The sequence below is a fragment of the Pelovirga terrestris genome (assembly GCF_014773365.1).
Classification (GTDB): Bacteria; Desulfobacterota; Desulfuromonadia; order Desulfuromonadales; family Geopsychrobacteraceae; genus Pelovirga; species Pelovirga terrestris.
On the sequence record NZ_JACWUN010000002.1, the window covers coordinates 80,048 to 100,373 of the forward strand.

The 20,326-nt window shown below is 48.7% G+C and carries 16 protein-coding genes and 1 tRNA gene; 14 read left to right on the forward strand and 3 right to left on the reverse strand.

What is annotated here, in order from left to right; genetic code table 11:
* Window positions 1-20: 20 nt before the first annotated feature.
* Window positions 21-1,352, reverse strand: coding sequence for a hypothetical protein (locus ICT70_RS01965; RefSeq protein WP_191153708.1), 1,332 nt, complete (start codon window positions 1,350-1,352; stop codon window positions 21-23).
* Window positions 1,353-1,539: 187 nt separating this feature from the next.
* On the opposite strand from ICT70_RS01965, the gene ICT70_RS01970 reads away from it, so the two are divergent.
* The 9 genes from ICT70_RS01970 to ICT70_RS02010 all read left to right on the forward strand — a co-directional run bounded on the left by ICT70_RS01970 (window position 1,540) and on the right by ICT70_RS02010 (window position 8,703).
* Window positions 1,540-1,626: transfer RNA gene (locus ICT70_RS01970), tRNA-Leu, on the forward strand.
* 185 nt (window positions 1,627-1,811) lie between these two features.
* Window positions 1,812-3,038, forward strand: a complete 1,227-nt coding sequence (locus tag ICT70_RS01975; RefSeq protein WP_191153709.1) for a tyrosine-type recombinase/integrase — start codon at window positions 1,812-1,814, stop codon at window positions 3,036-3,038.
* A gap of 416 nt (window positions 3,039-3,454) precedes the next feature.
* Window positions 3,455-3,745, forward strand: coding sequence for a helix-turn-helix transcriptional regulator (locus ICT70_RS01980; RefSeq protein ID WP_191153710.1), 291 nt, complete (start codon window positions 3,455-3,457; stop codon window positions 3,743-3,745).
* Complete coding sequence (locus ICT70_RS01985; protein WP_191153711.1) at window positions 3,742-4,008, forward strand: hypothetical protein; 267 nt, start codon at window positions 3,742-3,744, stop codon at window positions 4,006-4,008. The genes ICT70_RS01980 and ICT70_RS01985 overlap by 4 nt, the downstream gene beginning before the upstream one ends.
* Window positions 4,005-6,398, forward strand: coding sequence for a DUF3987 domain-containing protein (locus ICT70_RS01990; RefSeq protein ID WP_191153712.1), 2,394 nt, complete (start codon window positions 4,005-4,007; stop codon window positions 6,396-6,398). Before ICT70_RS01985 ends, ICT70_RS01990 begins: the two co-directional genes overlap by 4 nt.
* Entirely contained in the window at window positions 6,395-6,826 is a 432-nt protein-coding gene (locus ICT70_RS01995) for a hypothetical protein (RefSeq protein WP_191153713.1), read from the forward strand. Before ICT70_RS01990 ends, ICT70_RS01995 begins: the two co-directional genes overlap by 4 nt.
* Window positions 6,827-7,026: 200 nt before the next feature.
* Window positions 7,027-7,770: a TIGR04255 family protein gene (locus ICT70_RS02000; protein ID WP_191153714.1), complete on the forward strand. Its 744-nt coding sequence runs from the start codon at window positions 7,027-7,029 to the stop codon at window positions 7,768-7,770.
* The gene (locus ICT70_RS02005) at window positions 7,763-8,092 is read left to right on the forward strand and encodes a hypothetical protein (RefSeq protein WP_191153715.1); all 330 of its coding nucleotides are present in this window, start codon (window positions 7,763-7,765) and stop codon (window positions 8,090-8,092) included. The genes ICT70_RS02000 and ICT70_RS02005 overlap by 8 nt, the downstream gene beginning before the upstream one ends.
* 8 nt (window positions 8,093-8,100) lie before the next feature.
* Complete coding sequence (locus ICT70_RS02010) at window positions 8,101-8,703, forward strand: hypothetical protein (protein ID WP_191153716.1); 603 nt, start codon at window positions 8,101-8,103, stop codon at window positions 8,701-8,703.
* A gap of 261 nt (window positions 8,704-8,964) precedes the next feature.
* Here the strand turns inward: ICT70_RS02010 and ICT70_RS02015 are convergent, their stop codons facing one another.
* The gene (locus ICT70_RS02015) at window positions 8,965-9,666 is read right to left on the reverse strand and encodes a metallophosphoesterase (protein WP_191153717.1); all 702 of its coding nucleotides are present in this window, start codon (window positions 9,664-9,666) and stop codon (window positions 8,965-8,967) included.
* Between the two features lie 197 nt (window positions 9,667-9,863).
* Window positions 9,864-10,259: a hypothetical protein gene (locus ICT70_RS02020; protein WP_191153718.1), complete on the reverse strand. Its 396-nt coding sequence runs from the start codon at window positions 10,257-10,259 to the stop codon at window positions 9,864-9,866.
* Window positions 10,260-10,816: 557 nt separating this feature from the next.
* On the opposite strand from ICT70_RS02020, the gene ICT70_RS02025 reads away from it, so the two are divergent.
* Genes ICT70_RS02025 through ICT70_RS02045 form a run of 5 tightly spaced genes read left to right on the forward strand, consistent with a single transcriptional unit; the run spans window position 10,817 to window position 20,227 of the window.
* Window positions 10,817-13,252, forward strand: coding sequence for a type I restriction-modification system subunit M (locus ICT70_RS02025; RefSeq protein ID WP_191153719.1), 2,436 nt, complete (start codon window positions 10,817-10,819; stop codon window positions 13,250-13,252).
* The gene (locus tag ICT70_RS02030; RefSeq protein WP_191153720.1) at window positions 13,243-14,490 is read left to right on the forward strand and encodes a restriction endonuclease subunit S; all 1,248 of its coding nucleotides are present in this window, start codon (window positions 13,243-13,245) and stop codon (window positions 14,488-14,490) included. Before ICT70_RS02025 ends, ICT70_RS02030 begins: the two co-directional genes overlap by 10 nt.
* A gap of 59 nt (window positions 14,491-14,549) precedes the next feature.
* Window positions 14,550-16,424 (forward strand): DUF262 domain-containing protein, encoded by a 1,875-nt coding sequence (locus ICT70_RS02035; RefSeq protein ID WP_191153721.1) that lies wholly within the window; start codon window positions 14,550-14,552, stop codon window positions 16,422-16,424.
* Window positions 16,417-19,512, forward strand: coding sequence for a type I restriction endonuclease subunit R (locus ICT70_RS02040; RefSeq protein WP_191153722.1), 3,096 nt, complete (start codon window positions 16,417-16,419; stop codon window positions 19,510-19,512). Before ICT70_RS02035 ends, ICT70_RS02040 begins: the two co-directional genes overlap by 8 nt.
* On the forward strand, window positions 19,502-20,227 hold the full coding sequence (locus tag ICT70_RS02045; RefSeq protein WP_191153723.1) for a SprT-like domain-containing protein: 726 nt from the start codon (window positions 19,502-19,504) through the stop codon (window positions 20,225-20,227). The genes ICT70_RS02040 and ICT70_RS02045 overlap by 11 nt, the downstream gene beginning before the upstream one ends.
* Window positions 20,228-20,326 lie beyond the last annotated feature (99 nt).

Here is a 20,326-nt window from a genome sequence, read left to right on the forward strand (position 1 = left end):
CCCCCTTCATCGAATGCGAATCAAGGAAATGTAGGCGTTAGTGTGAAACCGCGGGAATGACTGTTGATACTGAAAGAGATTCCCGTCACAATGCCGGTTTCGCTAATTGCTACAGCCTTGCTAGAATAGAAATCAGGATTAAACGGATACTCATAATTTGGTGGAGAATGTGCTCCAAGATCATACATCGTTCCATCTTTCCACAAAAATCCATGCACTACATCAGCAGTGACATTCCCTTCAATATAACTCTTATCGGTTGTTGAATATCCGACAATCTCATTTTGATCATTGATGTCGACGGCATGACTGTACGAGCCTCTCAGTGTGCCTAGATTGCTGTATTCACCTTTTCCTTGTGCATTGAGTTGCCAGATAAATGCCTGCCCGCCGGAATTACCAATGACGATATCGTTGTTGTTCATGCCAACGATTTCGATTGCGTCGCCGTTGGGATTGCTGATGGGATACATCACGCCACCTGCCCAGAAAAAACCTTCATTGCCGGAGGTGCCGGCGATTCGCTTATTGTTGTTGATGGCGACTGGAGTTGAGGATTCGACACCTGGGAGAGTGTTGAGGGTCGCCCTACCGTAACCATTTGATTCGCCGATAGTGAGGTCGTAATAAACCCCCTGCTCTTTGGACAAAATGACCACCTGGCGGTGATCGTTCAGGGATACTGATTCAGAGCTTGTTGATCCTAAAATCCCAAAAAGAGGGACTGCAGAAGACCCTGACTGGCCATCCCAAAAATAAGCTCGACGTCCATCATCAGTGGTGTCAGCAGTTAGAACAACTGCACCACTTCCGTTGATATCTGCTACCAATGTGTTTTCTAAACTAAGTTCGTCATCGAGGTTAGTAATTGCCTTTGTTACAGAATTCCATATAAAAGCACGAGTTGCATTTTCTCCGCTGTATCTGTTCCCTATAACAAGTCCGTGATCATTGATTTTGAGAACTTCATGGGCGTCAGCGTTTGTGCTGCCTGGTAGTAGAGGGATTACTTCCATAGTCATAGGATTAGCTGGGTCCCAGAAAATAAGTCTGTTGCCCGGAGATTCACCAATAATTTGACCGGCTGAATTGACGTCGATAGTGCTCGCAAAAAACCACTCTTCGCCTGGTGAATTCAGATAGTCACCTAAGTCAGTCAACTCGCCAAGAGATTGACTGCTAAGAACGGTATTAGAACTCGGTGGTTGAGATGGGGTAGGAACTGTTGGATCGTCAGGGTCATTAGAAGTACCGGAATCACCACCAGAGCTACTCGAATCTCCTGACCCACAGCCTTGCAATGAAAAAGAAAGTAAAAATAATAACAGCAAAAACAAAGTCAGCTTTTTCATTAGGGACCCTCCATGTGAGTTATGGTTAGCACCCTTTAAGTAACATAATGAACACTTAACTGCAAAGCTTTTATTTCAGGTTTGCCTTAACATCGTAAAATTTTTAAGCATCTAGTTTAGCGCTATATTTTGCGTTGTGGTTTTTTCCGATTGACAGTAAAACTTATATCACTAAGATATGTCACGCGCCCGGGTGGCGGAACTGGTAGACGCAAGGGACTTAAAATCCCTCGGGAGTAATCCTGTACGAGTTCGATTCTCGTCCCGGGCACCATTTAAAATCTTAGTTGAACTAAGTTAGACACTAAAAGCCCTGAAATTCGGGGCTTTTATCTTTTTATCTTCTTTTTTTCGTCCATGGTTGTCTAGTCCCGCTCATTGACATATCCCTACTATAGGGATAGGATGTCAGCAGTTCTATCCTTATCCCTAAAATCGTTATCCCTACAGGAGGCTTTTATGCCTAGGAAAACGGTTCCTCTCAGCGACGTTCAAATAAGAAATGCTAAGCCAAAAGGCAAACAGTCAATGCTTTATGACGGTGATGGTTTGTTTTTATTGATCTCATCTTCCGGATCCAAGGGTTGGCGATTTAAATTTCGTCTTCATGGCAAGGAAAAGCTGATGAGCTTTGGCACCTATCCAGAAATCAGCTTGTCAGAAGCGCGAGAAAAGCGCCTGGAGGCACGAAAGTTGGTTGAGAAGGGGATAGATCCTATTCAGATGAAACAACAACAGGCGCAGCTGCAACGAGACATCAACGAAAATACTTTTCAGAAGGTGGCGGAAGAATGGCTGCCGCTTCAAAAAGATTTGGCGGAAAGCACCTTGAAGATGATTCAGTCAAGGCTTGATAGGGATATATACCCGGCTATAGGCAAGCTGCCGATCAGCTCAATAAAACCAAAAATTATTCTTGATGGCGTGATTCGACCAATGGAACAGCGCGGGGCGGGAGTATTGTCCAGGCGGGTTAAGACTATCATTTCACAAGTGTTCACCTACGCTGTCGGATGCGATTACGCAGAGCGCAACCCAACGGCTGATATTGCGGGTCTGTTGCAAAAAGTTGAGCGCGGACACATGGCAGCAGTGACTGATCCGGTGGAGCTTTCAGCTCTTTTAAAGTCAATTGATGGCTATGAAGGGAGTATATCGGTCAAGTGTGCTTTACAATTGCTACCGTTGCTGTTCGTGCGACCTGGAGAGCTTCGGACTATGCGTTGGCAGGATATTGATTTTGACGCTAACGAATGGCGCTTTGTGGCACCAAAAACAAAGACAGAAAGAATTGTCCCGTTGTCCCGGCAATCTATTGAAATTCTCGACACATTGCGACCACTAACCGGGCATTTGCAGCTGTGTTTTCCATCAATCCGGTCTGTGGTGAAGCCAGTCAGTAATAACACGTTCAACGCAGCCTTTCGGCGCATGGGCTACGACCAGAAAACAGTGACAGCTCATGGGTTCCGAGCAACAGCAAGAACAATCTTGGATGAAGTATTACAGCAGCGCGTCGATCTGATTGAGCATCAGCTTGGACATACGGTGAAGGATGCACTCGGCAGAGCCTATAACAGAACGTCTCACTTGCCAGAACGTCATAAGATGATGCAGTGCTGGGCCGATTATCTGGATATGCTCAAAACGGGCGGCAAGGTAATTCCGTTACGGCGTAACGCGTGATAAAAATGATGGCGATGCCACTATGCCCCCTTGAGTAATCAACCCATATAGCACCGACTTTCCAAAAATCGGATTGCCTACAAAAATATAACAACACTACTCGCTCGCTTTATGGATCAGCCTGCATCCCTCCACAGCTCAGTTGCGCACAGCATTTCCTTTCTAAAAAAATTCCGGTATCAAAACAATCAAACAAGAACAGCCTGCTTATTCGATACCAATCAAATTCTCTATCTGAGTCATCAGAAAACAGTTTTGACGATTAGCATGTCTTTTGCCCTTACAGTTAAAGATCGGTTGGGTTGGTTAATCGTGAAATATTAAACGCCAACGTGAAAAACTAAACGCCAACGTGAAAAACTAAATGATAGCGTGTAAAAGTACACGCAAGTGATTGAAATAAAAGAAGAAAAGTCTTGACCCTGCCAAACAATCCTATTACCGTAGACAATATCTTGGATGGTATTAGTCACTTCAGAAAGGGAATGGACATGCAACACAAAATGTTTGAGGACAATCAGGTTTATCGGGACAAGACAATCGCCAGAACATTATCAATAGGTCGGGCAACTATTTGGTTGTGGGTTTCTCAAGGCCATCTAGCTGCGCCCACGAAATATGGGCCTAGAGTTAGCGGCTGGCCAGGCTACGTATTGAATGAATGGCTGGAAGGAAAAAACCAACAAAAAAAGGGAGGACTATCATGAAGAAGGGATGGATGCATATTACGACGAAAGCTCTCGTTGGCGCGAGAGCTTTCAGTCCATACATAACAAAAACCACTGAACATAATTCTACAGAAAATCCCACAAAACAACAAGGATTTTGTGAGCCTGATCCTGCCCAAGTTGTAGAGCTAGAACGCTACCGGAATAGGCTTTTAACCTGTCGTGAGTTATCTCGCAAAGATTCATCGGCCCTTGATTGTGTTGATTACCTGTTGGATCTGGTGTATCGGCGACCGTCATGAGTGGTGAACTGTCAAAAATTCAAGCGGCATTGGCGGTGATTCCTTCCGACGATCGGGACACTTGGTTGCAGATCGGTATGGCGATCAACTCAGAGCTGGGGGAGGAAGGATTTCACCTTTGGGACAGTTGGAGCCGGTCGGCAAGTTCATATAATGAGAACGACGCGCGGGCATCCTGGAAGTCATTTACCCCCGGCGGTGGAATCAATATTTCTACCCTGTTTCACTATGCCCAGCAAAACGGCTGGAGCGGCAAGGGATACCCTGTCCTTACTGACACACAGAAAGCCCGCTACAGGGCAAACCTGGAAGCCGAAAGAAGTCAGCGAGAAGATGAACAGGCGAGGGTTCATGCCGAATGCCGAATAAAGGCAAGCCGGATCTGGAAGCAGTCAAGACCAGCACAAGAAGATCAACCGTATCTGGAGCGGAAGGGGATCAAGGCGAACGGTCTGCGACAATACAAAGATGCGCTTGTCGTTCCGGTCAGGGACAGCGGCGGCACTCTTCATGGTCTGCAATTCATCGACCAGGACGGTGGGAAAAATTTTCTGACCGGAACAGTCAAGGCGGGGCATTACCATTCAATCGGCGGCAAGCCTGAGACAGTCTTATGTCTGGCAGAAGGATACGCTACAGCAGCAACAATCCACGAAGCAACAGGGCAACCGGTGGCGGTTTGTTTTGATGCTGGCAACCTGAAGCCCGTTGCGGAAGTGCTGCGGGAAAAATTCCCTGATATTAAAATCGTCATCTGCGCGGACAATGACACCGGCACCAAGGGTAACCCCGGACTTTCTAAAGCAACAGAGGCAGCAAATACGGTAAGCGGCCTGTTGGCAGCGCCGGAATTTCCTGCGGGCACTAACGGGTCAGATTTCAATGATCTGGCGGCAGCAGTAGGACTAGATGAAGTTCGGCGGCAAATAGAATCAGCGAAAGAACCAAAAACTTTAGCAGCAGATAGGGAATCGTTACCGCTTCGTAGACCACTGCCAAAGTCTGAACCTTTTCCTATTGATGCCCTTCCTACGCTATTGCGGGGAATGGTTGAACGGATCATTGAGACAATACAATCGCCTGTTGCCCTCGCTAGTCAAAGTGTCTTGGCTGCTGCAAGTTTAGCCGTTCAATCGTTGGCTGATGTTTCTATCGACGGGAGGAAATCTCCGTTGTCTAGTTTCTTCATCACCATTGGTGAATCGGGTGAACGAAAGTCAGCAACAGACAATGTGGTATTAGCGCCACACAGGAAGCACGAACGGACGTTAATAGAGAAGGCGGCAGCGGATCAGATTGATTATCAGGCAAGTCTTGAGGAATGGAAGAAAGCAAAAGAGCAGGCCGCCAAAGAAAAAGAAAATATCAAGCATCACTTGATGGCACTAGGCGCGGAACCATTTCCCCCGTTAGGCGGTCAAATCATTACCGAAGAACCGACTTATGAAGGCATTTTCAAGCTATTGGAAACTGGGCGGCCTTCAATCGGTATCTTTTCCGCAGAAGGTGGCCGCTTTATCGGTGGTCACGCCATGGGTAAAGATAACCAGCTGAAAACAGCAACAGGGCTTTCTTCGTTATGGGATGGTTCCCCGATGACCAGGACACGAGGTGGTGACGGAAGCGGTGTGCTTTATGGACGGCGCTGTTCATTACACCTGATGCTGCAACCGAATATTGCCAGTGATCTATTCAGTAATCAGTTGTTGATTGGTCAAGGGTTGCTGTCTCGCTGTCTGGCAACATACCCGGAAAGCACCATCGGCCGCCGGATGTATCGAGAGGCAGACTTGAGCCAAAGCGTTGAAGGCAGTGCTTATTTTACAGTCATGATGCAGCTGTTTGAATACCCGCAACCCATGGCAGAGGGAAAGCTAAACGAACTGGCACCAAAAGAGCTTTACCTTGCACCGGCGGCAAAAGGGAAATGGATCGGTTTTCATGACCACATTGAAGGCTTGATGCAGGAAGGCCGGGAGCTATCCCCTATTAAGGGCTTTGCTGCTAAAGCGGCAGAACATGCAGCCCGCCTTGCCGGGATTATCACACTGGTAAGCGATCCGGCAGCAACCAGCATTTCAACACAAAACATCGAGGCAGGGATTGAACTATCACAATTCTATATCGGCGAATCCTTGAGGCTCTTTCATTCCAGCACTGATGATCAGGAACTGATACTTGCTGAATCTTGCCTTGAGTGGGCCAGCTCTCAGGGTGGATTATTCAGCTTGCCCTGTCTGTATCAGAAAGGGCCGAATAGGGTACGTGACCGCAAAACGGCAAAACGTATCATTGAGATATTGGAACAACACAACAGAATTGAACCTATTGCTGGGGGTGCTGAAATTGATGGAAAAAATCGCCGGGAAGTATGGAGGGTTGCGGTATGAGCCTGTTCCCGAAATACAACAGCACCGCTGCTAAACCTGCTAAGTCTGCTAAACCTAGTCCAACTTTAGCAACTTTAGCGACTTTAGCAACCATGCAGAAAGATGATGGGGAGACGTTACGCAGTAACAATCAGATGACCGTCGAGCAGTTGCCACAGTGGCAGCACGATCTCTGTATTGCTCATGCAGATTTTAATAACTGGCGCGGCCAGTGCCCGGTCATTCTGGATGATTGCCTTATCAGCAAGGTCATCGAATCAAACGGCAACCTGGATAAGCTGCGCGGTCTTAATCTGGGTCATGGGATCACCACCGATGCCGTCATCGACCCGTGGCTCGCAACCGGCGAACCAGCAAAGGATTTAATCAATGATCCGGTATGGTTTGTCTGTATGGCTGAACACCTTGTGACTGGTCATGTTGTATAGAAGTTTTGAAATATCCTCCACAGGAAAAGCGTAAGTTTTGTGCTCTATTTTGGAGCGCTTCCTCCGCTTGCGCAGCTCGTTTTCCTGTGGACGACTAAAAGGGAGAATGTTATTAAGATGCTCGTAGAATCAGAATTTATGATACGATGTGCTTTGTGTCATCTGTTTTACTGTTACGGGGTGAACATCGGGAGATAAACATGCCATTGCCTAAAAAACTGAAGATGGAGCCGTTAATAGATGTGGTATTTGAGATAAGATTTAAGAGCGTTATTTCGGCTTCAAGTATTCTGCCTGGCTTGCTGTTCGAAAGACTTGAAGGGGAGAAGAAAATTGAAAAATTGCCAGCAAGTCAACTTCCCGAACAGGTGAGGACTTCGGATCCCAATTTAAAATATGCGCCTCTTCTTCGTATTGTGTGGAAAAATTTTGCGATAATGATTAGCGATAATGGTGTAGCGGTTGGGTGTATACTTCCTTATCCCGGTTGGTCGTCGTTTAAAAAAACCATCATAGAGTTGGTCGGACATTTATCTAGCGCTAAAATAATAAAGGAAGTTGAACGATATTCTTTGAAATATATAGACATCATTCCAGCTAAATCTTTAAAAGATCAGGTATCCGCTGTTAATTTAAGCCTTACCATAGGTAAACACAAGCTAGAGAGTGAATTTTTTCAAGTTCGAGTTGATATTCCAATTGATGACCTAATTAATATTATGGTTATAAATTCATCGGCTAGTGTTGCCTTATCGTCTGGTGAAAAAAGAAATGGCGTTGTTGTTGATATTGATACGATTTTAAATATTGGTGATGATAATATTGAAGAAACTTATTCTTCCTTAGAAAAAAATTTAGAGAGAATGCATGATTTAAATGGGGAGTTGTTTTTTAGTTGTCTTCGGGAGGAAACAATAGAAATGTTGGAGCCGGTCTATGAGTAGCTATAAAATTGATAGTACCAATCAAACAGTAGCTTTTCTGACAAGTGGAGTTATTGCAGCCCTATTGTTTAATCAACCAATTGTGCCCGTAGAGAGCCGTCAAGAAATTGATTTATTGCAAAAGGCTTACATAAGCTCGGCACCATCACCAACACACGATCAATACAGAAGTTCAATAACACATGAGTTCATGTTTTATGAAGATCCGTTTGTAACAACGATGTCTGCTGTTTATGAGAAATTATTGATTGAACAAGAAGATCTTGGTTTAGAATTTCAAACAGTTTTGAATGAGAACCTGTGGGAGTTGTATGAAAGCTAGGGGGAAATGTGGGTATCTTCGAAGAATCAATTCAATCATCAATACCTTACTACCTTACCCAGGAGGCCAAAGAAGGGTTAATTAAAGAGCTTAAAAAATTTCCTCAATCTACTAATTATTACACAATTTTTTATCAAGAAAATATTTTGCAGGGAGATGGTTGGAATCAGCTTGAGGTTTTAAATTTTGAAGATGGTCAACGGAAGAAAATAAAAGGTATTCTTCTTACTAACAGCTGCGATATTAGCCTAGAGAACTCTAGAGATTTTCCAGTTACTTTGACGTTCGCCCCAGTAATAAAACTAGAAAACTATGAAAATAAACTTTATTCATTTGGGATTGATCCTAAAAAGATAAAAGAAAAATTACGATCAATAAAAGAGCAAAGGGTTTCCTCTCTATTCTTCTTGCCAAAAGGTGGATCTTTGGACGGAGACTATATCGCCTTATTAGATGATATCCACACTATGCCTTTTAAAAAATTCGAGTCAAAAACTGACAGAGTTAAACAATTTACTTTGAGCCAAATAGGTTTTTATCTATTCCTGTTGAAACTATCCATTCATTTCTGCCGTTTTCACGAAGGAATTTTGCGTGACCATACTGCTTAGCTATTTTAAGCCATAATAATAATTAATTGTCTGTCCAATATCCTGAATCGCCCTGCTCGGGGAGCCGCGCTTTACTCGAGCAACTATATTGATCAGTCTCATAATTCACGCGATGCGAAATGACAAGCAACCAGACAAAAGATCAAAAGTTTGGGCTGCATTGGCCTTTGATCGATAAAAATTTCTCACGTCACCTAAAACTTTTCAGACACCACCGACGGCTATTTCCGGGCGATTCTCACTGGTCTGAGTCAAGAAGATCTACTGCACTAGCCACACCTGCTTGGTCAGCACATCACACGCAGTCAACGTCTTGCCGTAAACCGCCCCGGTATCCAGATTGTAGCGCCCTGGCTCAAAGTAGGGTTCACCATCAGTGGTAGGATGATGGCCGACCACATGAATGTCACCGTCCTGTCCTGGTGGTGACAGCCGTTCCCACATCAACACGAATGGGTCTTGCATCTCCAGGGGAATGCCCCGCTCGATCCCTGCATGCACAAAGATAAATGGCTCGTGCCGCGACCACAACTGAGTCGATTGTAGAAAGGCGATATGCTCTTTGGGAAAATCGGTAAGTCGGGCGATTCGATAGCTTCGCAGGGTTTCCTTGCCGCCGTTGAACAGGAAAATCTCGATGTCTGACTCCGAGGCGTTGGCTCGATAGGCACTCGACTGATCACGCAATTGGTGTCCGGTTATAACCCCATCCTCGATCAGAGCATCAAGCAACATCTGGTCATGGTTGCCACGGATAAAGATGGTTTCCGGAAACTCTTCATGGAAAATGATCAGCCTCTCAATCACCCCTTTGCTGTTCTTGCCCCGGTCAACGTAATCACCAAGAAAGACGAAGTGATCGTTGTCCGTCGGCGCAACGGTATTGAGCAACCGATTCAGCTGATCAAGCTCACCGTGAATATCACCGATGGCTATTAATCTGGCGGGGAGATCCTGTATCACTTCATGTTTGTCCCCCTGGCACTGCCACAGGTGTATTGGGCCGGTCGTTCGCTCATAGTACCACTTCCCTTTGAAACCGCTGGCGGCATTGCCTATCTCAACGAGCTAAAAAAACCGCGCTATGTGGAGGAATACTGCTCTGGTTTTTTTCAGATCCTTGAACTGCTTCTTTTTTGCCGCTACCCATCCTTATCCGATTATGTCTTAGATATTTCGGTACTGATAGTTTCAATGATAAGCCTTGCGACATCGTCCAGCTCCTCCCATCCTTGTGGAGGGCCGCTCCACCAGCGAAAGTGCGACTTGCCTTCATAGCCACCTACTTCCAGCTCAGTAAAACCGCCGTCGCATCCCATTTGATGATTTGGAAATGCTGGAATTTTAATAGCTGAAAGCCTTGACATGATTTCAGCTATCTGATCATTTTCAACTCTTTTTTTAATCGTTTCATTTTGTAAAAGCTCGTTTTTCTTGGTGAATTTAAAATAATACGCACCTTTATTGTCTTTGATGACTTCAAACATCTTTTTAGCTGTTTCATATGGGGTGCCAAAAGTACCCTCAGTAGAGATTCTCAATATTATCTCGGCCATATTTAGATCCTCAATTAGTAGACGTTAGATGCAGAAGGCAAGACAGATTGAACGTCACCCGATTCATCCCAATACCATCTTTGGGGCGCTGCAAGCTATCTGTCCGGTCGTGATAGATAGACTGTCTGGCTTCGTTTTAGCGCATTCAAAAGACCCAGCGGCAGCAAAGTGGTTGCTGGGAAGGAGAAGGGTATCTTTGCGCCCAATGGGTCAGATAAATAAAAAACCCCTCGAGCAACCCGGAGGGGGGGTGGGAGGCTCGAAGGGTTTAGAGGTGCGTATAGCCCCCCTTGATTGAAAGACTAGCCAATCAAGGTGCTCGATGCAAGAAAAAAAGCCTCCCTATCCTTACCCTTCACGGAAAGATATTTTTCCTGTGATCGCCTCCAGAGCATATCCCAGAAGGTTAACGGGGCTTTTTTCTGGCACATCCAGCATCAATGCCTTAGTATGTGGACTGTTTTTATAACTGGGGGACATGATGCTCAAATAACATTCTAAATACCGCCTTTCACCCTGATTCGGTGGGGCGGTTTTTTATTGCTTGGGAGATTTGCGTGGCGATTAAGAAATCGGAAATTTACAGCGCTCTGTGGAAGAGTTGTGATGAGTTGCGCGGCGGTATGGATGCGTCGCAGTACAAGGACTACATCCTCACCCTGCTGTTTGTGAAATACGTCAGCGACAAGTATGCCGGTAACCGCAACGCCCTTATCCTGGTGCCCGAAGGGGGTTCTTTTGCTGACATGGTCAAGCTGGTCGGCAACAAGGAGATCGGCGACCGGATCAACAAGATCATCAGCCGTCTGGCGGAAGAAAACGACCTCAAGGGTGTCATCGACGTTGCTGACTTCAACAACGAAGATCAGCTCGGCAAGGGGCAGGAGATGGTCGACCGGCTGTCCCGGCTGGTCAAGATTTTTGACGGGATGGATCTACGCGCCAACCGCGCCGAAGGGGACGACCTGCTCGGCGATGCTTATGAATACCTGATGCGCAACTTTGCCACCGAGTCGGGCAAGAGCAAGGGGCAGTTCTATACCCCGGCGGAAGTCTCGCGGATCATGGCCAAGATCATCGGCATCAACCGCACCACCAGCCAGGATCACACCGTTTACGACCCGACCTGTGGTTCCGGCTCCTTGTTGCTCAAAGCCTCCGACGAAGCGCCCAGGGGGATGTCGATCTTTGGTCAGGAGATGGATAACGCCACCGCCGCTTTAGCGCGGATGAACATGATTCTGCACGACTGCCCGACGGCGGAAATCTGGAAGGACAACACCCTCTCGGTGCCGCACTTTAAAGAACGCGACGGCAGCTTGAAGATGTTTGATTATGCCGTGGCCAACCCGCCCTTTTCCACCAAGGCCTGGAGCAACGGTTTTAACCCCAATGATGATCAGTACCGGCGCTTCGAGTACGGTGTGCCGCCGGACAAAAACGGCGATTACGCCTTTCTGCTGCATCTGATCAAGTCCCTCAAAAGCACCGGCAAGGGCGCCATCATTCTGCCCCATGGGGTGTTGTTTCGCGGCAATGCCGAAGCCGTTATCCGCAAGAACCTGGTGCGCCGGGGGCTGATCAAGGGCATCATCAGCCTGCCTGCCAACCTCTTTTACGGCACCGGCATCCCCGCCTGCATTCTGGTCATCGACAAAGAACAGGCTCAAGGACGTGACCGTATTTTCATGATCGATGCCGGTAAAGGTTTTATGAAAGACGGCAACAAGAACCGGTTGCGCAGTCAGGACATTCACAAGATTGTCGATGTTTTTAACAAACAGCTGGAGCTACCCCGTTATTCACGCATGATCCCCCTGGAAGAGATCGCCGCCAACGACTACAACCTCAACATTCCCCGTTATATTGATTCCGGAGAAGCGGAAGATCTGCACGATCTGGACGCTCACCTCAATGGTGGTATTCCCAACGCCGACATTGCTGCCCTGGAACGTTACTGGCGGGTGCTTCCCTCCCTGCGCCATACCCTTTTTGCTCCGGCACGCGATGGCTACTCCAACGCCACCGTAGCGCCCCACGAGGTCAAAAACACCATCCTTCAGCATCCGGAATTTACCGCCTTTGCCGAAGGGGTGCAGACCATCTTTGACGACTGGCAAGCCGCGCACCGGGCCAACCTCAACAACCTCGTCATTGGCGATGAACCCAAACAGGTGATTGTTGATCTATCCGAAGACCTGCTGGAGCGCTTTGCCAAAGCTGAGCTGCTCGACAAGTACGATGTCTATCAGCATCTGATGGATTACTGGGCAGAACAGATGCAGGACGATGTGTTTGTGCTGGTGCAGGATGGTTGGGTTAAATCGGCGCAGCTGCGGCAGATGATTGACAGCAAAAAAGAAAAGAGCAAGGAGGCCCCGGATCTGGTTGTAGGCAAGGCCAGATACAAGACAGATCTGATACCGCCCCAGTTGATCGTTGCCCGTTATTTTGCCGCCGAACAGCAAGCCATTACAGATCGTGAAGCTGTTCGCGATGACATCAGCCGCGAACTGGATGAGCTGATCGAAGAGCATAGCGGCGAAGAGGGCTTGCTCGAAGAGGCCAAAACCGACAAGGGCAAGGTCACCAAAGCCAGCCTTAAAGCCCGCATGGCCGAAGCCCGGACGCTGGCCGACAACGCCGAAGAGATGGCGCTACTAACCCAGTGCAGCAAACTCATCGACCGCCTCACCGCAGCAGAAAAACAGGTCAAGGATGCCCAACAGGCATTGGATGAAAAGGTGCTGGCCAAATACCCCAAACTGACGGAAGCTGAAATCAAAAACCTGGTGGTGGAGGATAAATGGTTCGCCACCGTTGAGGCTGCGATCCGTGGCGAAGTTGACCGGGTGACCCAGACCCTCGCCGGACGGGTCAAGGCTCTGGAAGAACGTTATGCCGAGCCGCTACCGGCACTGACCAATGACGTTGTCGAGCTGTCAGCGCGGGTTGATGCCCACTTGCAGAAGATGGGGTTGGTATGGAAGTGAGGCCGGGGTACAAACAGACTGAAGTCGGGGTGATTCCGGAGGATTGGGAAGTTATGCAGCTTGGAGATCTATCCTTGAAAGTCGGTAGTGGAATCACTCCAACTGGAGGGGAAAGAGTCTATAAAACAGAAGGTCACCCGTTCCTAAGAAGCCAAAACGTTGGATGGGGTTGTTTGTTGATGGATGATATTGCATACATTGACGCTGTTACCCACGCCACGTTTCCAGCAACTGAAATTAGAAACAATGACGTTTTTCTGAATATTACGGGAGCATCTATTGGCAGAAGTGCAATAGCAGATCATCGTGTCGAGGGAGGAAATGTAAATCAGCATGTCTGCATAATTCGTACAGACCAGAGGAAGCTTCATCCGAAGTATCTGAACTCTTTCTTATTGTCAAAATCTGGACAGAAACAAATTGACAGTTTTCAGGCTGGTGGCAATAGGCAGGGTCTAAATTTTGGTCAAATTCGTTCATTTCTTCTTTCGATTCCACTCCTCTCCGAACAACGCGCCATCGCCACTGCCCTGTCGGACGTGGATGCTCTGATCATCTCCCTCGACAAGTTCATCGCCAAAAAACGCGCCATCAAAACCGCCACCATGCAGCAGCTTCTCACCGGCAAAAAACGTCTGCCTGGGTTCAGTGGGGAGTGGGAGGTGAAACCAAGGTACAAACAAACTGAGGTGGGCATGCTTCCAGAGGATTGGACTGTGCTTAATCTCAGTGAAATTTGCTCAAGCATCAAAACCGGTAAGTTAGACGCTAATGCAATGAAATCTGATGGTGAATATCGTTTTTATACTTGCGCCAAGAATCATTACTGGATTGATAGATATGCATTCGACACTGAAGCACTTTTGGTTTCTGGCAATGGCGCAAATGTCGGATATGTACACTATTACAAAGGTAAATTTAATGCATATCAGAGAACATATGTTCTCACGGACTTCTCTCAATCGATTCTTTTTTTGAAAATTTATCTGGAGAGGAATCTCGTTGAAAGAATCCGGGTAGAGGTCAATGCTGGCAATACGCCTTATATAACGATGGACACTTTGACGGATATGAAGATTGGCCTCCCCCTAGACAAGTCGGAGCAAACCGCCATCGCCACCGTCCTCTCCGACATGGACGCTGAAATCAACGCCCTTGAAGCTCGGCGCGATAAAACCAGAGCCATTAAGCAGGGAATGATGCAGGAGTTACTGACCGGCAGGACGCGGTTGATATAGTGGTAAGGGAATAATGACGAGGTACTGAAGAGAGCTTTCACCAACAAGGATCGGATGCCATGGGGACAGTCACACCAAATTATCGCAGTGTGCAACAGCTTCTGCAAAGCCAATCATTTGCGATTGATGAATACCAGCGCGAATACAAATGGGAAAAAGAAAATGTCCTGGAAATGATTTCCGACTTTCTGGACAAGTTTCAAAACTCCTACCAGGATGGCGACGAAACCACCGCCGTCAACAACTACACGGATTATTTTCTCGGGTCAATCATTGTCACCAAGCGTAATGGTGCCTATTACCTGATCGATGGCCAGCAACGTGTTACCACCCTGACCCTGTTGCTGATTTATCTGTACCGCGAAGCTAAACATCAAGCCTTACCCGTCCACCAGATCATTGCCCCGTTAATCTATAGCGATAACTTCGGCAAACCTTCCTTCAACCTCAATATCAGAGAACGTCTTTCGGTGCTGGAAGCTCTGTTTGATGGGACGCCCTATAATCTGGACGGTAAGGACGAATCGATTCGTAGCATGTACGATCGCTATCAGGATATTCTCCTGCGCGACCTGGCTGGCGAGCTGGATAGCGCCTTGCCCCACTTCATTTACTGGCTGCTTAATAAGGTCGGCATGATTGTCATTTCGACAGACAACGACAGTTATGCTTACGCTATTTTTGAAACCATGAATGACAGGGGCAAACCCCTTAGCCCCGTTGATATGATGAAAGCGTTTGTCCTGGCACCGGTGGAAGATGTGGACAAGCGCCGTCATGCCAACAGTGTCTGGAAAAAGCAGGTGCTGGATCTGATCACCTGGGGTGAGGAACAAAGCAAAGAACGTGATTCTGCCTGCATCAAAGCATGGCTGCGGGCACAGTACGCCGAGAGCATCAGAGATCGCCGAGCCGGTTCGACCGATAAAGACTGGGAGTTGATCGGCAGTGTGTTCCATCGCTGGACACGCGACAACGCCAGCCGACTGGCTCTGGGCACAGAAAAAAAGAACCTGCTTCTTGTTGAAGAAGAGTTTCCCTTTTTTGCTCGTGCTTACAAATCCATCCTCGACGCCGGCACCAGCCTTAAGCCTGGCTGGGAGGTAATCTACTACAACGCCCACAATGATTTTACCTGGCAGAATACCGTGCTGCTGGCGCCATTGTGTCTGGCCGATCATGATGACCTTGTTCGCAGAAAAATTGCTGTTGTTGCAACCTATCTTGACATCTGGATCATGCGCCGTGTGGTCAACTATATCCGCGTCAGCTATTCTGCTGTCAGCTACGCCATGTATCTGTTGTGCAAAGACATCAGGAAAAAACCGCTAGACGAGCTTGTGCAGTTGCTTACCAAACGCCTTGCCCAGGATGACATCACCTTTGAGGCTGCTCCAAAAAAAGGGCGCGAAGGTTTATCCGACTTACGCTTAAATCAGTTTAGTCGCCGCTATATTTACCATTTACTTGCCCGGGTAACGGCTTTTGTTGAAGAAGGCTCCGGCAAGGCCAACATGTTTGCTGACTATGTTGATCGCAGCAAAAAGAACGCCTACGACATAGAGCATATCTGGGCAGACAACTACAGCCGCTACAGTGACCAATTCACCAGTAACGAAGAGTTTCAACGTGCCCGCAATCATGTTGCCGGATTACTGCTGCTACCAGCCGATGTTAACCGCAGCCTGAACGATCTGGCCTTTGAGAAAAAGGCTCCCCACTACGCCAAGCAAAATTTGTTCGCTGCCAGCCTGGCCGAGGCGAGCTATCAGCACAGCCCCAAGTTTCGTCAGTTTATGGAGACAAATGATCTGTTCTTTAAGCACTATTCGACTTTTGGCAGGAGTGAGCAACACGAACGTCGTGAACTTCTGGCCGCAGTGGTAGACAAGGTCTGGTCGCCGGACAGGATACGGAGCGCTGCTTATGACTAACATCGGCCAACGCGAACGACTGACCCAGCAACGAGCGGTAGACCTGTTTCGCGATACCCTCGGCTACCGCTACCTGGGCAACTGGCATGACCGCGACAATAACCGCAATGTCGAAGCGGCATTCCTCACATCCTGGTTGCTGGCACAAGGCGTCAGTGAACCGCTGATCAAACGTGCCCTGCATATACTTGATAAAGCTGTTGCCGTGGGTGAGGGTAAAAGCCTTTACGATGCCAACAAGGCCGTTTATGGGCTGTTACGTTATGGTGTCAAGGTCAAAGAGGGTGCCGGAGAACAGACCCAAACCGTCTGGCTGATTGATTGGCAAGACCCCGACGCCAATGATTTTGCCATCGCCGAAGAGGTCAGCGTCCTCGGGGAGAATAAAAAGCGCCCCGATATTGTGCTCTACGTCAACGGTATCGCTCTGGGCGTGCTGGAGCTCAAACGCTCCATCGTCTCGGTTACCGAAGGCATCCGTCAGAACCTCGACAACCAGAAAAAATCCTTTATTCGCGGGTTCTTTTCCACCATGCAACTGCTCATGGCCGGTAACGACACCGAAGGGGTGCGCTACGGCGCTATTGAAACCCCGGAAAAGTATTATCTCACCTGGAAGGAAGACAGTTCCATCGCCAACCTGCTCGACCGGCATCTGACGCAGTTGTGCAACAAGCAGCGTTTCCTTGAGCTGATCCACGACTTTGTCGTGTTCGATGCCGGTATCAAAAAGCTCTGCCGCCATAACCAGTATTTCGGTATTCGTTCCGCACAGGAGCATATCCGCCGCAAGCTGGGCGGCATCATCTGGCACACCCAAGGCTCCGGCAAAAGCCTGACCATGGTCTGGCTGGCCAAATGGATCCGCGAACATGTCAACGACGCACGGGTGCTGATTATTACCGACCGCAGTGAACTCGATCAGCAGATCGAAGAGGTTTTTACCGGCGTCAGTGAACACATTTATCGCACCAAAAGTGGCGCCGACCTGCTGGATCAGCTCAATGCCACCACGCCCTGGCTGCTCTGCTCCCTGGTGCATAAGTTCGGACGCAGTGACGATGCCGCTATCGATGACTTTGTTGAAGAGCTGAATACCTACATGCCGGACAACTTCAGCGCCAAGGGCAATTTGTTTGTCTTTGTCGATGAATGCCACCGTACCCAGTCGGGCAAGTTGCACAAGGCGATGAAAACCCTGCTACCCCAGGCAGTTTTTGTCGGCTTTACCGGAACACCCCTGCTTAAAGCCGACAAGCAACGCAGCATTGAGGTGTTCGGGGTGTCGCCCATCAGCTCCCCCTGGCAACCTTACATCCATACCTATAAATTCGACGAAGCGGTCAAGGATCAAGTCATTCTTGATCTACGCTATGAAGCCCGCGACATCGATCAGAATATCACCTCGCAACATAAAATCGACCTGTGGTTTGATGCCAAAACCAGCGGTCTGTCGGATCTGGCAAAAATCCAGCTCAAACAGAAGTGGGGCACCATGCGCAAGGTGCTTAGCTCCCAGTCACGCCTGGAGAAGATTGCCGCAGATATTCTTCTCGATATGGAAACCCGCGACCGTCTCAAAAGTGGGCGCGGCACCGCCATGCTGGTTTCCAGCAGTGTTTATCAGGCCTGCAAGCTCTACGAGATCTTCGCGTCGACCCACCTGGCCGGTAAGTGCGCGGTAGTCACCAGTTATCAACCCAGCCCGGCGGACATCAAGGGCGAAGAAAGCGGTGCAGGTAAAACCGAAAAGCTGCGCAAGTACGACATCTACCGCAAGATGCTGGCGAATTATTTTGAAGAACCGGAAGACACCGCCATGTACCGGGTGGATGAATTTGAGAAACAGGTGAAGGAGAAGTTCATCAAGGAACCGGGACAGATGAAGCTGCTGATTGTCGTCGACAAGCTGCTGACCGGCTTTGATGCACCCCCGGCGACCTATCTGTATATCGACAAGCAGATGCAGAACCACGGGCTGTTCCAGGCCATCTGCCGGGTCAATCGCCTCGATGGCGATGATAAGGAATACGGCTACATCATCGATTACAAGGATCTGTTCCGTTCTTTAGAAGGTGCCGTCAGCGACTATACCGGCGGCGCCCTCGATGGCTATGACCGTGACGATGTTGCCGGGTTATTGGAGAACCGTCTGGTGAAAGCGGTCGAGAGGCTCGAAGAAGCCCGTGAAGCGGTCAAGGCTTTATGTGAGCCGGTAGCGCCACCAAAGGATACCCAGGCCCATCTGCATTATTTCTGCGCTGAAGACACCGCCAACAACGAAGCCCTGAAGGATAATGAACCCAAACGAGTCGCCCTGTATAAGCAGGTGGCGGCTCTGCTGCGTGGCTATGCCAACCTGGCGAACGAGATGGAAGAGGCCGGATACTCTCCCGACCAGATTGCCACAATTCGCCATGAGGTTGATTACTTTGAGAAGGTGCGCATGGAGGTCAAGCTGGCCAGTGGTGACTACGTCGATATGAAGGTATTTGAGCCTGCCATGCGCCATCTGCTTGATGCCTATATTCGGGCGGAAGACAGCGAGAAGGTTTCTGCCTTTGATGACCTCGGGCTCGTCGATCTATTGGTCAATAACGGAGTTGGCGCCCTCGATAAGCTGCCCCAGGGGATCAGGAGAAACGAAGAGGCGATGGCGGAAACGGTCGAGAACAACATCCGCAAGGTCATTATCGACGAGCAACCGATCAACCCCAAATACTACGACAGCATGTCGAAACTGCTGGATGCCCTGATCAAAGAGCGGAAAACCCAGGCCCTCGACTATCGGCAGTATCTGGCAAAGTTAGTGGCACTGGCTCACAAGGTCAAAAAGCCGGAAGAGACGGGCAGCTACCCGGCGTCCATCAATACCCCGGCAAAGCAGGCTCTGTATGACAACCTCGACGGTAACGAAGCCCTGGCGGTGCAGATCGACACTGCTATTCGCCACACCAAGAAAGACAGCTGGCGCGGTAATCACTTTAAGGAGCGGGAGCTAAAAAATGTTATCCGTGAGGAGCTGGCTGAGTTTGAGGCAAAATCCGAAGAGATTTTCGAGCTGGTGAAAAATCAACGTGACTACTAAGCAGCATTACATTGAGGTTGGCGGCCTGCAGGTTGAGGTGGTGCGCAAATCGATCAAGAACCTGCACCTGGCCGTATACCCACCGGAAGGTCGCGTGCGGGTGGCCGTGCCCTTAGCCGTTGACGACGAAGCCGTGCGCCTGGCGGTTATTTCCAAGCTCGGGTGGATCAAGCGCAAGCAGGAAGCCTTTGCCAGGCAACCCCGGCAATCGCAACGAGACATGGTCACCGGCGAGAGCCACTACTTTCAGGGCCGACGTTACCGATTGAAGGTTGTGGAGGGTAGCGGCGCCAACAAGGTTTACATCAGCGGCAAGAATATCATCCTGCACATCAAGCCTGGAACGGAGCGTGACCGCCGCGAAGCCATTCTGACCAACTGGTATCGGCAGCAGCTAAAAGAGATGATTCCCGAGCTACTGGCTAAATGGGAGCCGGTTGTTGGTGCCAAGACGCTGGAATGGGGCGTCAAGAAAATGAAGACCCGCTGGGGCAGCTGTAATTCCCAGGCACGGCGCATCTGGCTTAACCTGGAACTGGCCAAAAAGCCCCTGTCATGCCTCGAATACGTGTTGGTGCATGAGTTGGTTCACCTGCACGAACGCCGTCACAATGACAACTTCCGCAAGCTGATGGATCAGTTCATGCCACAATGGCGCAATCAGCGCGACCTGCTCAACAGCGCCCCGCTGGGGCATGAGGAGTGGGGGTATTGATGGGTTTTGTTGGTAATATCAGTGGACGGATGAAGCAAGGGATGTCAGTTGTCTACTGGCTCTGATTTGGAGAAATTATCAATCTTATCTATGAAAGCA

What these genes read in the sequence shown, in the direction of transcription:
- ICT70_RS02000 (WP_191153714.1), top strand. Translation starts at nt 7,027, where the DNA reads ATGCCATTGCCTAAAAAACTGAAGATGGAGCCGTTAATAGATGTGGTA.
- ICT70_RS02020 (WP_191153718.1), bottom strand. Translation starts at nt 10,259, where the DNA reads ATGGCCGAGATAATATTGAGAATCTCTACTGAGGGTACTTTTGGCACC.
- ICT70_RS02035 (WP_191153721.1), top strand. Translation starts at nt 14,550, where the DNA reads ATGGGGACAGTCACACCAAATTATCGCAGTGTGCAACAGCTTCTGCAA.
- ICT70_RS02030 (WP_191153720.1), top strand. Translation starts at nt 13,243, where the DNA reads ATGGAAGTGAGGCCGGGGTACAAACAGACTGAAGTCGGGGTGATTCCG.
- ICT70_RS01985 (WP_191153711.1), top strand. Translation starts at nt 3,742, where the DNA reads ATGAAGAAGGGATGGATGCATATTACGACGAAAGCTCTCGTTGGCGCG.
- ICT70_RS02005 (WP_191153715.1), top strand. Translation starts at nt 7,763, where the DNA reads ATGAGTAGCTATAAAATTGATAGTACCAATCAAACAGTAGCTTTTCTG.
- ICT70_RS01995 (WP_191153713.1), top strand. Translation starts at nt 6,395, where the DNA reads ATGAGCCTGTTCCCGAAATACAACAGCACCGCTGCTAAACCTGCTAAG.
- ICT70_RS01990 (WP_191153712.1), top strand. Translation starts at nt 4,005, where the DNA reads ATGAGTGGTGAACTGTCAAAAATTCAAGCGGCATTGGCGGTGATTCCT.
- ICT70_RS02040 (WP_191153722.1), top strand. Translation starts at nt 16,417, where the DNA reads ATGACTAACATCGGCCAACGCGAACGACTGACCCAGCAACGAGCGGTA.
- ICT70_RS01975 (WP_191153709.1), top strand. Translation starts at nt 1,812, where the DNA reads ATGCCTAGGAAAACGGTTCCTCTCAGCGACGTTCAAATAAGAAATGCT.
- ICT70_RS01965 (WP_191153708.1), bottom strand. Translation starts at nt 1,352, where the DNA reads ATGAAAAAGCTGACTTTGTTTTTGCTGTTATTATTTTTACTTTCTTTT.